The sequence below is a fragment of the Rhodanobacter sp. UC4443_H10 genome, assembly GCF_052978325.1.
In genome coordinates this window covers 1,893,546-1,907,576 of sequence record NZ_CM129668.1, presented here as the reverse complement: position 1 = coordinate 1,907,576, position 14,031 = coordinate 1,893,546, and the positions used below count along the sequence as shown (strand labels likewise).

General features: G+C 68.5%; 9 protein-coding genes. 1 reads left to right on the top strand and 8 read right to left on the bottom strand.

The genetic code is table 11. The annotated features are described in order from the left end of the window. Window positions 1–30 precede the first annotated feature (30 nt). The 8 genes from ACVCMB_RS08910 to dgcA form a co-directional block, all read right to left on the bottom strand. On the bottom strand, window positions 31–1,278 hold the full coding sequence (locus ACVCMB_RS08910; protein ID WP_447106696.1) for a carboxylate--amine ligase: 1,248 nt from the start codon (window positions 1,276–1,278) through the stop codon (window positions 31–33). Between the two features lie 98 nt (window positions 1,279–1,376). Further along, the gene (locus tag ACVCMB_RS08905; RefSeq protein ID WP_447106695.1) at window positions 1,377–3,071 is read right to left on the bottom strand and encodes a thiamine pyrophosphate-binding protein; all 1,695 of its coding nucleotides are present in this window, start codon (window positions 3,069–3,071) and stop codon (window positions 1,377–1,379) included. After that, window positions 3,068–4,126 carry a GNAT family N-acetyltransferase gene (locus tag ACVCMB_RS08900; RefSeq protein ID WP_447106694.1) on the bottom strand — a complete coding sequence of 353 codons (1,059 nt, stop codon included), beginning with the start codon at window positions 4,124–4,126 and terminating at the stop codon, window positions 3,068–3,070. Before ACVCMB_RS08900 ends, ACVCMB_RS08905 begins: the two co-directional genes overlap by 4 nt. A gap of 295 nt (window positions 4,127–4,421) precedes the next feature. Next, the gene (locus ACVCMB_RS08895) at window positions 4,422–6,122 is read right to left on the bottom strand and encodes an N-acyl-D-amino-acid deacylase family protein (protein WP_447106693.1); all 1,701 of its coding nucleotides are present in this window, start codon (window positions 6,120–6,122) and stop codon (window positions 4,422–4,424) included. 116 nt (window positions 6,123–6,238) lie between these two features. After that, window positions 6,239–8,779 carry a TonB-dependent receptor gene (locus ACVCMB_RS08890; protein ID WP_447106692.1) on the bottom strand — a complete coding sequence of 847 codons (2,541 nt, stop codon included), beginning with the start codon at window positions 8,777–8,779 and terminating at the stop codon, window positions 6,239–6,241. Window positions 8,780–8,922: 143 nt separating this feature from the next. Next, window positions 8,923–9,975 carry a DUF1611 domain-containing protein gene (locus ACVCMB_RS08885; protein ID WP_447098124.1) on the bottom strand — a complete coding sequence of 351 codons (1,053 nt, stop codon included), beginning with the start codon at window positions 9,973–9,975 and terminating at the stop codon, window positions 8,923–8,925. Between the two features lies 1 nt (window position 9,976). Continuing rightward, window positions 9,977–11,491 (bottom strand): N-acyl-D-amino-acid deacylase family protein, encoded by a 1,515-nt coding sequence (locus ACVCMB_RS08880; protein ID WP_447106691.1) that lies wholly within the window; start codon window positions 11,489–11,491, stop codon window positions 9,977–9,979. Between the two features lie 29 nt (window positions 11,492–11,520). After that, window positions 11,521–12,510, bottom strand: coding sequence for an N-acetyl-D-Glu racemase DgcA (gene dgcA / locus ACVCMB_RS08875; protein ID WP_395120135.1), 990 nt, complete (start codon window positions 12,508–12,510; stop codon window positions 11,521–11,523). Window positions 12,511–12,560: 50 nt separating this feature from the next. Between dgcA and ACVCMB_RS08870 the strand changes: the two genes are divergently transcribed. Continuing rightward, a complete protein-coding gene (locus tag ACVCMB_RS08870) occupies window positions 12,561–14,021 on the top strand; it encodes an APC family permease (RefSeq protein ID WP_447106690.1) in 1,461 nt (486 codons plus the stop codon). Window positions 14,022–14,031 lie beyond the last annotated feature (10 nt).

Genomic DNA, 14,031 nt, shown 5'->3' with positions numbered 1-14,031 from the left:
TCGCGATGGAGCGATATATGCCGTCCGAGTTCAGTTTGCCGGCGGCTCGTTCGGCGCGGCGGCCGGCGGTACCGGCGCCTCGCTGGGGCCGTGGTGGCGCCCGGTGCGGTGGGTGGCGATGCGCCACGCGCTGGACAGGCCCGGCAGCGGATCGTCGAAACGGAACGTGTGGTAATGCGCGCGCGCCCACTGCCGCAGGATCTTCGACCACGGCTCGCGGGCCTGCCGCGACTGGCCGCGCACGGCGTTGATGTCGCGCTGCAGGTTCACGCAACCGGCGCCGACCACGTAATCCGGCGCGGCGGCATCGACCGGCAGGCCCAGCGCGTCCTGCCAGGCCATTTCGCACACGTTGACGCCGCAGCGCGCGGCGAACTCGACATAGGTCCAGGCGCGCGTGTTCACCTCGAGGATGCGGAACTGGCCGTCGCGCGCGTCGCGCTTGAACTCGGCGCTGAAGATGCCGCGGTAATCCACCTTCGCCAGCAGCGCGGTCAGGTTGGTCGCCGCCGGCTCGACCTGGGCCAGCGGGATGCTCTCGCAGTACGAGCTGTTGCCGAAGTCGGCCGGGTGGATGCGGAAGCGTCGCCGCGCGAACAGGCCGGTGAAACGTCCCTGCGCGTCGCGGAAGCCGTCCACGAAATAATGGTCGGCGGCGGTGCCGGGCACGTACTCCTGCGCCATCAGGCGGAAGCCCAGGCCGTGCAGGCGCTGCCAGGTTTCCAGCAGCTCCTCGCGGCTGTGTACCCACACGCCCTTGATGCCCAGCACGTCGCTGAACTTCTGCGAGTTGACCGGCTTGATGAAGACGCGGTCGAGCCGCTCGAACGGCATCGCCGCGATGTCCGCCGCGCTGTCGATGCGGTAGGTCGGCGGGTGCGGCATGCCGGTTTCGGCCAGCAGCGCGGCGAAGCGCGACTTGTCCTGCAGCAGTTCCTGCGTCTGCCGCGAGCAGGTGCTGGTGCGGAAGCGCTGGCCCAGCTCGCTCTGCGGCAGGTCGGCCAGCCACAGTGCGGCGTCGTCGGCGCCGGCGATCAGCACCGCCTCGTCCAGCGGCAGGTCGCGCAGGTGATCCAGCGCCTGCGGACCGGGCACGCCATCCCACGCCGTCGGTCCGGGCGTGGGCCGGAACCAGCGCGAGCGCGTCACCTGGTCGCCCGCGCGGCAGGCCACGTAGGTCGGGATGCCGGCCAGTTTCAGACAACGCAGGATGCCCAACGCTGTGGGGCCGCAGCCCATCACGATCGCCGGCACGTGCCGCCCGTCCCGCTTGCCCATGGATGTTTCCCCTGATCGCCGCATGCGTGCGCTCGACGCCGCGCCTGTGCGGCCATGCTAGCACCCGCGATGGCCACCGGGCCGCCGCGCGTGGGGGTTCAACGGTGCAGGCGGCGCCACCACGTGCGCAGCCGCGAACCGCGCAGCCGGCTCTTGGCTCGCAGCCAGTGCATCGGTGCGGAATCGCCCACGCGCACCTCGACCAGGGTCACGCCGGGCGCCTCGATCGCCGCGGCCAGGGTGGCCTGCGCATCGCCTTGCAGGCGTACGTGCGTGGCACCGACGGCCGCGGCCAGGGCGGCGACGTCGACGCTGTCGAACTCGGTGCCGTACGCATGGCCCGAGCCGGCCAGTTGCTGCATGCGGATCAGGCCGTAGGCGCCGTCGACGAACACGATCACGGTCAGCCGCAGCCGTTCGCGCACCGCGGTGAGCAGCTCCAGCCCGGACATCGCCAGGCCGCCGTCGCCGACCAGCGCCACCACCGGCCGCGCCGGATCGGCCAGGCAGGCGCCGATCGCGGCGCCGATGCCGAAGCCCATCGACTGCAGGTTGGTCGGCACGATCAGGCCGCGCGGGCACAGCACCGGGAAGTGGCGGCGCGCCATGCCCTGGTGCTGGCCGGAGTCGGTGAGCAGGCAGCCCTGCCGTGGCAGCGCCTGGCGCAGCGCGGCGAAGAACGCCTGCGGCTGGCCGCCGTCCACGCCGTGGATGCGCGGCTCGACCCGCCGCCGGTCGCGCTCGTCGTCGGCGCGCCGCCGCCACTGCGCGATCTCGTCGTGACTGAAGCCGGCATGGCCAGGCTTGGTCTGCAGCCGTTGCAGGAGGGCGGCCAGGAAGGTCGCCGCGTCCGCGCATATCGCGTGGCCCGCGGGATAGTTGGCGCCCAGCACGGCGGCGCTGGCGTCGACGTGGATGAGTTTTTCCGGCGGCAGCCGCAGCTCGAAGCCGCGGCTGCCGTTGTGCGAGAACTTGCAGCCGATCGCCAGCACCGCGCCGCTGGCCTCGACCAGCGCGTTCAGCGTGCCGCACTCGTTGCCGGCGAACGCGAAGCCGAGCGACAGCGGGTGATCCTCGGCCACCACGCCGCGCCCCGAGGTGGTGGTGACCACCGCGGCGGACAGCGTTTCGGCCAGCTGCGTGGCCAACCCGGCCGCGGCGGCGCAGCCCTGGCCGAGCAGCAGCATGCAGCGACCGGCCTGGCGCAGCGTGGCCAGCACGGCGTCGAGTGCGGCCTCGTCGAGCGGTGGCGGCGAAGGAGGCGCGACATCTGCCAGCGGCGCCGCTTCGCGCAATGCATCGCTCGCGAACTGCACCAGCACCGGACCGGGTTCGCCGGCGCCGGCCTGTGCGTGTGCCGCGAGCAACGCGGGGGCGATCCCGGTGGCATGGTCGACGTGGTACTGGCCCTTGCTCAGCGGGCCGGCGATCGCCGCCTGGTCCAGCGCCTGCAGCTGGAACTGCTGTCCGGGCGAGCGTGCCGGCTGCATGGTGAGGTGCAGCAGCGCGGCCGAATCCAGCGCCGCCTCCGCCAGCCCGGTCAGTGCCCAGGTGAAGCCCGGGCCGGGAATCGTCAGCAAGGCGGCGATCCGCCCCGAGGCGCGGTAGTAGCCGTTGGCCATCATCGCTGCCGACAACTCATGGGTGGCCACGACACTGCGCAGCGGCGCGCGGCGCAGCGCCTCGTACAGACCCGTGGTCTGCGTGCCGGGCAGGCCGAACACGCAATCGACGCCGGCGCGCGTCAGCGTGGCGCAGACCAGTTCGGCCCCGGAAACCACGGGCTCGCTCATTCGGCCATGCCGGTGGGGTGGCGCAGGGCACGGTGCACGCCGCGGCGGGCGCGCTGCGGCAGCGTGGTTGCCCAGTCGCCGAGGCGGAAGCGGATGTCGTCGGCACGCGAGACCTCCAGGCACAGCGACAGCTCGCCGCCCATCTGCGACTTGAACGTCGTGACGGGGTTGAGTTCGGCGTCGGTCAGGTCGTTGGCGCGGTAGCCCTCGGCGGCCAGGTGTTCCAGCGCGCGCCAGCGCAGGAACGCCGATGCGCCCAGGCTCAGCAACGCAGCCTCGGCGCCGGCGCAGACGGTGTGGCTGACCGGGTGCGGCCCGGTCAGCACCAGCTGGCTGGCGGCCACGCGGCCGTCGGGCATCCGTGCGTGGTAGAGCCGGCCCAGGTTGCGTTCGCGCAGGGTTTCCACGAAGCGGCGGAACGCCTCGCGCGGCAGGTACAGCGGCGCACCCTTGCGCTCGTGGGTCTGCAGGTGCAGGTGGTGGAAGGCGTCGAAGTCGTCGTCCATGCTCAGTTGCAGGCCCTGCTCGGTGCAGCGCCCGATCAGCCGGCGATGGTTCTTGTCCACCCGCGTCCATGCGCTGGCGAGGTCGCTGATGTCGACCACATAAGTGTAGGTCGGCTGCACGCTCCAGCCGCGCGACTGGAACGTGCGCAGGTCGGTGCAGGTGGAGCGGCTCTTGAAGCGCAGCCGCCCCAGCGGCAGGCGCGCGAGCGCGTGCTCCAGCGCATCCATGGTCTGCAGCCGGCGCGAGGTGGCAGTGGCCGGGCAGCTGCAGGCATGCGGCACCAGCACCAGGCCGTTGTAGTAGAGCAGCCGCCGCGGCGACACGAAGGCGCCGCGGCGGTCGCTGCATTCGAACAGCGCGATGCCGCCCACGATGTGGTCGTCGCGCTCGGCGGCGAGCACGCGGAAGCGGCCGCCGGTGGCGGCGCACAGCGCGTCGAGATACTCGGGCAGCGAATACACGCTGCCATCGGGGGAGGCGGCGACCGCGGCGACCCAGCGCGGATAATCCGCGGGATCGAGTATGCGGGTTGTCGGTAGCGTGGCCATCGTCGCGCGTCCTTTTCGCTGGAGAGAGCGTCAGCGAGGCGCCTGTCGAGGCGCCGTTCCACCGTTGAGGGTTCCCCTGCGAACCTCCCGGCGGCTGTCTGCTCGCCCGCCGGTGCGCCATCCTAGGCCACCGCACGGCTTGCGTGCAAAGCCCTCCGGCAGCCGGCTGCGCCGCCATGCGCGTACGGTGCCAATAAGAGAGCGGCCCGAAGGCCGCTTGAAGGGTGGGGTGCAGGGAGTTGCCGAATCAGCTCTTGCCACCGAAACCCCAGTACCCGTTCCTTTCGGAATTCGGCTATCTGCCGGAGTAAGCCGGACCGCGCAATACCACTCCCGGCAGCGCGTCCGTCATCTTGCCGCCATCGATCACCGGGACCCCGTTGACCAGCACATATTGCATCCCGACCGACAGCTGGTTCGGGTCGGTGAAGGTGGCGACATCGCGGATCGCAGCCGGGTCGAACACGACGATGTCTGCCCACATGCCTTGCTTGAGCACGCCGCGATCCGTCAGATGCACACGCTGGGCCGCCAATGCGCTGAACTTGCGGATGGCGTCCGGAAGCGTGAGCAGCTTCTGCTCGCGCACGTACCTGGCGAGAATGCGCGGAAAGGTGCCGTAGGCGCGTGGGTGCGGACGATCCTTGCCGAGCAGGCCATCCGGCGAGGTTCCCTCATAGTCCGTGTCGATCGAAACCCACGGCTGCTTCAGCGCCAGCTCGACATCGGACTCCTGCATGCCGAACACCACCGAACTGGTGGCGGCGTTGTCCTTGATCAGGAAGTCGCAGATCGTGTCGATCGGATCCTCGTGCCACTCCGCTGCAATCTCACTGACCCGCTTGCCGACGTACTTCTGCAACGCCTTGTTGTTGACGCTGCCGATCATGATGCCGTGCGCCTGCTCGATGGCCGCGAGCCACTCGTTGTCCCAGGCATCGCTGGGAGTGAGCATGTCCTTGCGGATGCGCGCACGCGTGGCCGGATTCTTCAGGCGTTCGATCAGTTTCAGGTTGCCGCCGTCATGGGCCCAGGGCGGGATGAAGGCCGACAGATCGTTCTGCCACGCGGTATAGGCGTAGGTGTCCGCCGCCACGTCGACGCCGCTGGCACGAGCCGCGTCGATGCGCGCGATCACCTGTGCAATCTTGCCCTTGAGATTGCCCGTGGCCTTGAGATGGAAAATCTCCACCGGAATATCCGCCTCGCGGCCGATCCGGAAGGTTTCGTCCAGCGCAGCCATCTCGGCATCGCCCTCGTTGCGCATGTGGGTCGCGTAAATGCCGCCATGGCGTGCGGCAACCTTCGCCAGGGCGATCAACTCGTCGGTTCCGGCGTAAGGCGCCGGCGTGTACTCCAGCGCAGTGGACAGCCCCAGCGCACCCTGCTTCATCGCGTCCGCGACCAGCATCTGCATCTTCTTCAACTCGTCCGGCGTGGGTGCGCGATTCTTGTAGCCAATGACCATCTCGCGCACTGAAGTGGCGCCCACGTACGTGCCTACGTTGATGCCCATGCCTTGCTTTTGCAGGCGCGTGAAATATTGCTCGAACGTGCGCCAGTCCGGCGTTATCCGATAATGCGCGTAAGCCGCCTGGCGTTGCCTGATCATCTCGGCGTCGAGCGGAGCCACCGATTCACCTTCTCCGGTGATCTCGGTGGTGATGCCCTGGAAGATCTTCGACGGCACATGCGGATCGACCAGCATGGTGATTTCCGATTGACCAAGCATGTCGATGAATCCCGGCGCCACGACCAGGCCGTGGGCGTCGATCATCTGCCTGGCATGCGCGTCGGCGAGGTTGCCGATCGCGGCGATGCGACCATCCTTCACGGCGATATCGGCCGCGTACCAGGGCGAACCCGTACCGTCGATGATGTGGCCGTTGCGGATGATGGTGTCGTACTCGACGCCGGCAGCCGCAGATGGCGTCGCTGTCGACAGCCCGATGGCCGCGACGATCGACATGCAGGCGGTGCGAATGAAGACGGGCATGAACCACTCCCCTCAAAGGGCCATCTGTCGGCGAGGCGTTGCCCGCCATCGGGCGGGCGACGAAAAGCCCTGGCCGACGCCAGGGCGTTCGTCCGGTGCGGCAATCGACCGCTCGACTAGAAATCCTGCTTGAAGCTGATACCGAACGTGCGCGGCTGGCTGAAACCCGTGTACACCTGTCCATTCGGGTATTCCGGCACCACGCCGTGCGCACCGCAAACCGTTACCGCACACTCGGAGAACTTGTACAGCGCGGCGCGCTTGTCGAACGCGTTGTTGATGTAGGCAGTCACCGACCAGTTGTCCCCCTGGAGACCGGCGGAGAGGTCGACCGAATTGTAGGCAGGCAGCCCGCCGTAGAGGCTGCGATCGAGCAGGAGCAGGCTCGTCGTGCGGTCCCCCACATGCGTCAATGCGCCCTGGACGAAGCCACTCTTGCTGCCGACATCAAAGGTATAACGCGCGATGAGGTTGCCCTTGAATCGTGGCGTGATGGGCAGGCGGGTGCCCGTTGGTGCCAGCGGCCCGTCCACCGTGTCGCCCGTTTGTGTATTGATCGAGCCGGCCGGACAGTCGGTGACGGGGCGGTTGTTGTTGTCGGTGAATCCGCAGTAGTTGGCGGTCAACTTGGCGTCATACAGCGCGATGCCGGCGCTCAGCTGCAGGTTGTAGGTCGCCTGCCAGTTCAGCTGCGACTCCAGTCCGTCGATGCGAGCCGAATTCGCATTGAGGATTTCGGAAATGCCGTTCGGACCCGTGATGTCGAACTGGAAATTGTTCCAGGTCTCGCGGAACACGGCCCCGTTGAAGGTCAGCCGATTGTCGAACCACGAGGTCTTCCAGCCGAGTTCGACGTTGGTCAGAAAATCCGCCTGATAGGGCGGCAGCGACGCGTTGCGATTGATGCCACCCGGGCGATAGCCCTCGGACCGGGTGAAATAGACCATGGCATGGGGTGTGGCATGCCAGGTCAGGTTGACCTTGTTGAGCGACCCGCTTTGCTTCACCCGCTTGTTGAAGTCCAGACAGGGCGCGCCCTCGAATGGCTCGGGCGAGATGCAGCCGGCCTCGCCGTAACTCGAGCCGGGGAAATAGCCCTCGCTGAAACCGAAGAAGCCGTAAAAGCTGCCGCTGTCGCGGTAATAGCGCTCGCCGATCGTGCCCGTGAGGACATCGGGGATGAAGTCCCACGACAGTTCGCCGTACACCGACTGGTCGCGATCGTAGCGGACCTGCCGGCTCAGATAGAGGGTGTCAGGCCAGCCGGTAACCGTCAGCGAATCGGCCAGACCGCTGATCTTGTACTGGTACTGGATATCGTGTTTCAGCTTCTGCCAGAACGCGCCAGCGACCAGACGCAGGCGATCGTCGCTGGGCGAGACAAGACGCAGTTCGTGGCTGTTGTTGGTGTAGTGATCGCGGAAGAATGGATGCTGCGACGGATCGATCAGGCTTCCGCCGTTATCGTAAAAATAGACACCGGAGCCGTACAGCGTGTCGTACCAGAATGAGTAGTCCGTGTAGTCGGACTCCTGCTCCTGGTTGCGCTTGAGGTGCGCGTAGGCATAGGTCATATCGAAATTGCCGATCTTGCCTTGCACGGTCAGCGCGCCCTGCCACCAGCGATCGTTGTTGCGCTCGGGAAAGAAGTGCGTGACGGCGAGATCGCCCACGCTCGGATCGCTGGAAGATGAACCGCGGGAGATCGTCTGTTGCCCCATCAGTGTCGGGCTGATCGACCAGTTGTCGTTCAGGTCCACTTTCAGCGCGGCGCGTGCGCCCTGGGTGTCGGCGTCGTTGTAGTGCTTGCGGGCGTGTCCGTGGCATTGCAGCAGCACGCCGGGGGTGCAGTCGTCGGCGTTGCTGATGGTAATGCCGGAAGACGGGTAGGTACGCGTGCCGGCCTTGTTGTCGATGTAGCCCGCATCGTGTTCGCGCCAACCCACGAGGCGAATGGCGGCACTCTTGCTGAGCGGAATGTTGACCATGCCCTCGACGGTGGAGCCGATGCCACCGTGTGCAACCTTGTTGGCGCCGAGCGTGTAGTTTGCCGCGAAAGCGGCGGGGTCGGGCGTGTTGGTGATGATGCGCAACGCACCGGCTTCGGCGCTGGCGCCATACAACGTACCCTGCGGTCCGGCCAGCACCTCGATGCGGGCGATGTCGTACATGTGGATATCGACCGGCCCCTGGATCGTGGTGATCGGCTGGTTGTCGAGGTACATGCCGACGCTCGGCCGCGACCCGGTATAGTCCCCGCCGCTGCCGCTGCTGACACCGCGCATGTAGATGATGGCAAAGCCTTGCGCGCCATTGCCGCCACCGTTGTCCTGAAAGGACACGCTGGGCAGGTACTTCACGTAGTCCTTGAAGTTCTGGACGTGCAGGGCCTCGAGTTGATCCTGTGCCAGCACGTTGATGCTGATCGGAACCTTCTGCAGATCCTCGGTGCGCCTCTGCGCGGTCACCGTGACCGTACCCAGGGTCTTGACCTTTTGCGCTGCCGCCGAGGTCGTCGCGGCCGATGCGGGCTGCTCGGCAACATCCTGGGCGAGCGCCGGTGCGGCCACGGCAAAACCGATCGCCGCCGCGAGCGGCAAGCGCGCCAGCATCACCCGTTGCGCCTTGCCACCACACTTGAAATGACCTTTGGACATGATCTGCTACCTCCCCCGTGAGCGTAACGGAGCAACCAAACCTGCCGAGCCTTATCGCAACCTGATGAAATGCCCCGTGGGCCTCGCAGGCGCGTCGCCATGGGAACAGGCCAGCACGGTGGCCATGGCCGGAGTCTTGCGTTTCATGGGTGATCCCCCGGGGTGTGTGGACTTGCCTGCGGGAGATCGGGCGCTTCCGCGAGCAGCGCTTCGACGACCGCGTCGGCACCGGTCGCGATCGGGTCGAAGACGACCAGGCCGGTTTCCGCGTGCGCGCGGGCGAACGCGTCCGCGCGTTGGCTTTCGCTCATGCCGTGCGTGTTGAGCGCGACGGCGATGCAGCGTGCGGCGCGGTTGGTCAGGCGCGCGGCCTGTTCGTTGGCGGCGATGCAGGCGGTGAGCGTCGGCAGCGGATAGTCCGGATAACCGTCGATGTGCGTGCGTCGCGGGTCGTGGCACAGCACGAGTGCGTCCGGCTGCGAGCCGTGCAGCAGGGCGAGGCTGACGCCGGCATAGGCCGGGTGGAACAGCGAGCCCTGGCCTTCGATCACGTCCCAGTGGCCGGGCTCGTTGTCGGGCGACAGCGCTTCGGCCGCGCCGGCGGCGAAATCGGCGACGACCGCGTCGATCGCGACGCCGGCGCCGGCGATGAGGATGCCGGTCTGCCCGGTCGCGCGAAAATCGGCGGCCATGCCGCGTCGCGCGAAGGCGCGGTGAATGGCCAGCGCGGCGTACTTCTTGCCGACCGCGCAATCGACGCCGACCATCAGCATCCGGCGGCCGCTGCGCTTGCGGCCGGAGCCGACGTCGAAATGCGTGTCGGCGTGGCGCACGTCGAACAGCCGCACGCCGGCCAGGCGCGCGGCCGCGGCGATCCGCGGATTCTCGCCGAGGCGTGCATGCATGCCGCTGGCAATGTCGAGGCCGGCGTGGATCGCGGCCAGCAGGGTGTCGATCCACGCCTCGTCGAGCGCGCCGCCGAAGGTGGCCACGCCGATCACCAGCGTGCGCACACCGGCGCGGGCGGCGGCGGCCGGCGTCATGTCAGGCAGGCCGAGGTCGACCGTGTCGGCGTCGAGCCGGCATTGCCCGGCGCACAGCTCCGGGCGCCAGTCGAGAATGCCGCTGGCCGTCTTGGCGTCGAGGCGGTGCGGGGTGTTGCCGAGGAAGAGGAGGTACGGGGCGGCGATCTGCATGTCAGCGTGCCTCCTGGCGGCGCAACACCTGGCCCGGACGGGCGCCGGTCGCCTTGCCGTCGGCGAGGACCGCGATGCCGTTGACCCACACGCGTGCGATGCCGACCGACAGCTCGTGCGGCTTCTCGTAGGTGGCGCGGTCGGCCACCGTGCGCGGATCGAACAGGACGAGGTCGGCCGCCGCGCCGACGCGGATCTGGCCGCGGTCGCGCAGGCCCATGTGCTGCGCCGCCAGTCCGGTCATCTTGTGCACGGCCTGCTCGAGCGTCAGCATCTTCTGCTCGCGCACGTACACGCGCAGCACGCGCGGGAACGTGCCGTAGCCGCGCGGGTGCAGGCCGTCGAGGCTGCCGTCGGAACAGATGTTCGCCTGCGGCCAGGCGATGAACTTCGCGATGTCGCGCTCGTCCATGCTGCGGCTGATGACCTGCGCGGTGCTGTGGGCCGCTTCCGATTCGCGGATCAGGGCCATCACCGTATCCGCGTCGTCGGTGCCGCGCAGGTGCGCGATATCGGCCACGCTCTTGCCGACCAGGTCCGGTTCGGGCTTGAACTGCGACAGGCGCAGGCCGTCGGCCGGGGAGAGGTGCTTGAGCACGAATTCGGCGGTCGCGCGGTTCCCGAAGTCGCGCTCGGGCCACAGCACGATCAACTCGCTGTGCCAGCTGTCGTAGGGATAGATGTCGAGCGTCGCGTCGACGCCTTCGGCGCGCGCCTTGTCGAGCATGCCCAGGAAGCGGTCGGCCTGGCCCCACCAGTCGGTCATCGCCAGCTTGGCGTGGCTGACCTGCACCGGGATCTTCGCCTCGCGGCCGATCGTCAGCAGTTCGTCGAGCGCGTCCCAGACCTTGCGGTCCTCGCTGCGCATGTGGCTGATGTAGCGGCCACCGTAGGGCGCAGCGGCGTCGGCGAGCGCGAGCACCTCGGCGCGCTTGGAGTAGATGCCCGAGTCGTATTCAAGGCCGGTCGACAGGCCGAGCGCGCCGGCCTTCATGTCGGCGGCGAGCAGTTGGCGCATCGCCTGCACCTGCGCTGGTGTCGCCGCGTGGCTGGCGTCGGCGCCCATCACCGCCGCGCGCAGCGAGTTGTGGCCCGCGTACGAGGCGATGTTGATCGCCGCCGGCCTGGCGCCGTAGCGGCGGAGCAGGTCGGCAATCGGCTCCTGCGAGAAGCCGTCCTGGCCGACGACGATCGTGGTGACGCCCTGGCTGGTCACCGGCAGCGCGTCGAGCTGGCTGTCGAGGCCGCGGTCGTGGTGGCTGTGCGTGTCGATGAACCCCGGCGCGAGCACCAGCCCGCGGGCGTCGACCACCTGTTCGCCGCGCTGCGCTGCGAGTTCGCCGATGGCGGCGATGCGGCCGTCGGCGACGCGCACGTCGACGTGCCGGGCCGCGGCGCCGGTGCCGTCGACGACGACGGCATGGCGCACGATGAAGTCGGCCGCCGCTGCACGGCCGGCTGGCAACACGACCAGCGGTGCGACCAGCAGCAGCGAGATCAGTGTTCGGCTCGTCATGGCATCGGTTCTCCTGGAAAACATGCGGCTCAACCCCACAGCGCCGCGCTGGGTGGCGAGACGAGGCCACGCTGGTAGTGCAGGCCCGGGTCGCGGTCGCGGCCGATGAGGAGCGGGCCGTCGAGATCGACGAAGCGTGCGGCACCGGCGACGAGCGTCGCCGGCGCCATGCCGAGCGACGTCCCCTCCATGCAGCCCACCATCAACCCGAAGCCGAGCTGGCGCGCGCGGGCGGTCATGCGCAGCGCCTCGGTCAGGCCACCGGTCTTGTCCAGCTTCACGTTGACCAGGTCGTAGCGGCCGCGCAGCGCGTCGAGGTCGGCGCCGACGTGCGCCGACTCGTCGGCGCAGACCGGCACGCGGCGTTCGATCCGCGCCAGCGCGTCGTCCTTGCCCACGGGCAGCGGCTGCTCGACCATCGCGACATGCGCGGCCTGCAGCGCCGGCATGACGCCGGCGAGCAACACCGGGTCCCAGGATTCATTCGCGTCGATGACCAGGGTCGCCGCCGGAGCGGCGTCGCGCACGGCCGCGACGCGGGCGACGACGTCGTGTGCATCGAGCTTCAGCTTGATCAGGGCGCCATCGCCGTCGGTGGCGACGATCGCGCGCGCCTTGTCCGCCTGCTGCGCCGCTTCGCCCACGCTGATGGTCTGTGCGGTGCGCACCTGGCCCGGGGCGGGGACTCCGATCAGTTCCCAGACACGCTGCTTCGCCAGTTTCGCGCGCAGATCCCAGAACGCACAGTCGACCGCGTTGCGCGCGGCGCCGGCCGGCACGCGATCGTGGATGCGGTCCCATGACTCGCCGCGGGCGAGGCGGGCGAGCAGTTCGCGCACGGTCTTCATCACCCCGTCCACGCTCTCGCCGTAGAACGCTGTGGGCGTGCATTCGCCGCGGCCGACGGCACCATCGCACGACAGCGTTGCCACGATGACGTCGGCATGCAGGTAGGTCTCGTGCGCGATGACGAATGGCGCGGCGAGCTCCCAGCGTTCGTGGCGAACCTCGGTCTGCATGCAAATCGGCCTCTGGACGAGTATGCACAATTTATATCATAGTAACTCTCATGAAAGAAAACTTGCAATCGGCGAATGATGACGAACCCGGGCTGGCGCGCACGCTCGGCCCGCTCCAGTTGACGATGATCGGTGTCGGCTGCGTCATCGGCGCCGGCATCTTCGTCATGACCGGCACCGCGGCGGCGACCCATGCCGGCCCGGCGGTGGTGCTGTCGTTCGTGGTGGCGGCGATCGCCTGCGGATTCACCGCGTTCTGCTATGCCGAGCTTGCCGGCACGATGCCGTTGTCCGGTTCGAGCTATTCGTATGCGTTGCTCACGTTTGGGCGCTTCACCGCGTGGTGCGCCGGCTGGCTGCTGCTGCTCGAGTACGGCATCGCCGCGGCGACTGTCGCGGTCGGCTTCGCCGGCTACGCGGTGGCGTTGCTCGACCAGTTCGGCCTGCACCTGCCGGCGTCGATCACCACGCCGATGCTCGACTTCCGCACCGACGGCGGCAGCAACCGCCTGCAGTTCGGCGGCGGCATCAACCTCGTCGCCGCCGGCGCGATCCTGGTGGTGACGGCTGTCCTGTTGCGCGGGATGAAGCAGTCGTTCGCGTTCAACACGGCCATCGTGCTGCTCAAGATTGCCGCGCTGGTCGCCTTCGTGCTGGTCGGCATCGCCTTCATCGACCCGGCCAACCTCACGCCGTTCGTGCCGCCGGCGCGGGGCGATTTCGAGTTCGGCTGGCCCGGCGTGCTGCGCGGCGCCTCGGCGATCTTCTTCGCCTACGTCGGCTTCGAGACCGTGTCCACCAGCGCAGCCGAGGCGCGCAACCCCCAGCGCGACCTGCCGATCGGCATCTTCATGACGCTGGCGGTCTGCACGGTGCTGTACATGGCCGTTGCCGCGGTGATGACCGGCATCGTGCCCTATGCCCGGCTCGGCGTCGCCGACCCGATCGCCGTCGCCGTCGACGCGATGCAGCTGCCGATGTTCGGCATCGCAGTCAAGTCCGCCGCGGTGATCGGCCTGCTTTCGGTGCTGCTGACGTCAATCTACGGCCAGACCCGCATTTTCTACGCGATGGCGCGCGATCGCATGCTGCCGCCGGTGTTCGCGCGGATCGACGGCAGGACGCGCACGCCGCAGGTCGGCACCATCTATACCGGCGTGGCCATGGCGTTGCTCGCGGCGTGCCTGCCGATCAGCCTGCTCGGCGACCTGATCAGCCTCGGCACGGCGGTCGCGTTCGCGATCGTCTGTGCGGCGGTCATGCGCCTGCGCGTGGTCGAGCCCGATCGCGTGCGATCGTTCCGGGTGCCGCTGGGCGGCATCCGCGTGCGCGGCTGGTGGATCGGCATCATTCCGGCGCTCGGCATCGCCTTCGCCGCGCTGATGGGCTTGCCGCTGCTGATCGACATGGTGCTGCGCGCCACGCGCGGCGACGTGCTGCCGCTGGCGATCGTCGGCGGCTATTTCGCGGCCGGCCTGGTCATCTACGTGGTCTACGTGCGGTCGCGCTGAACGGGAGCGG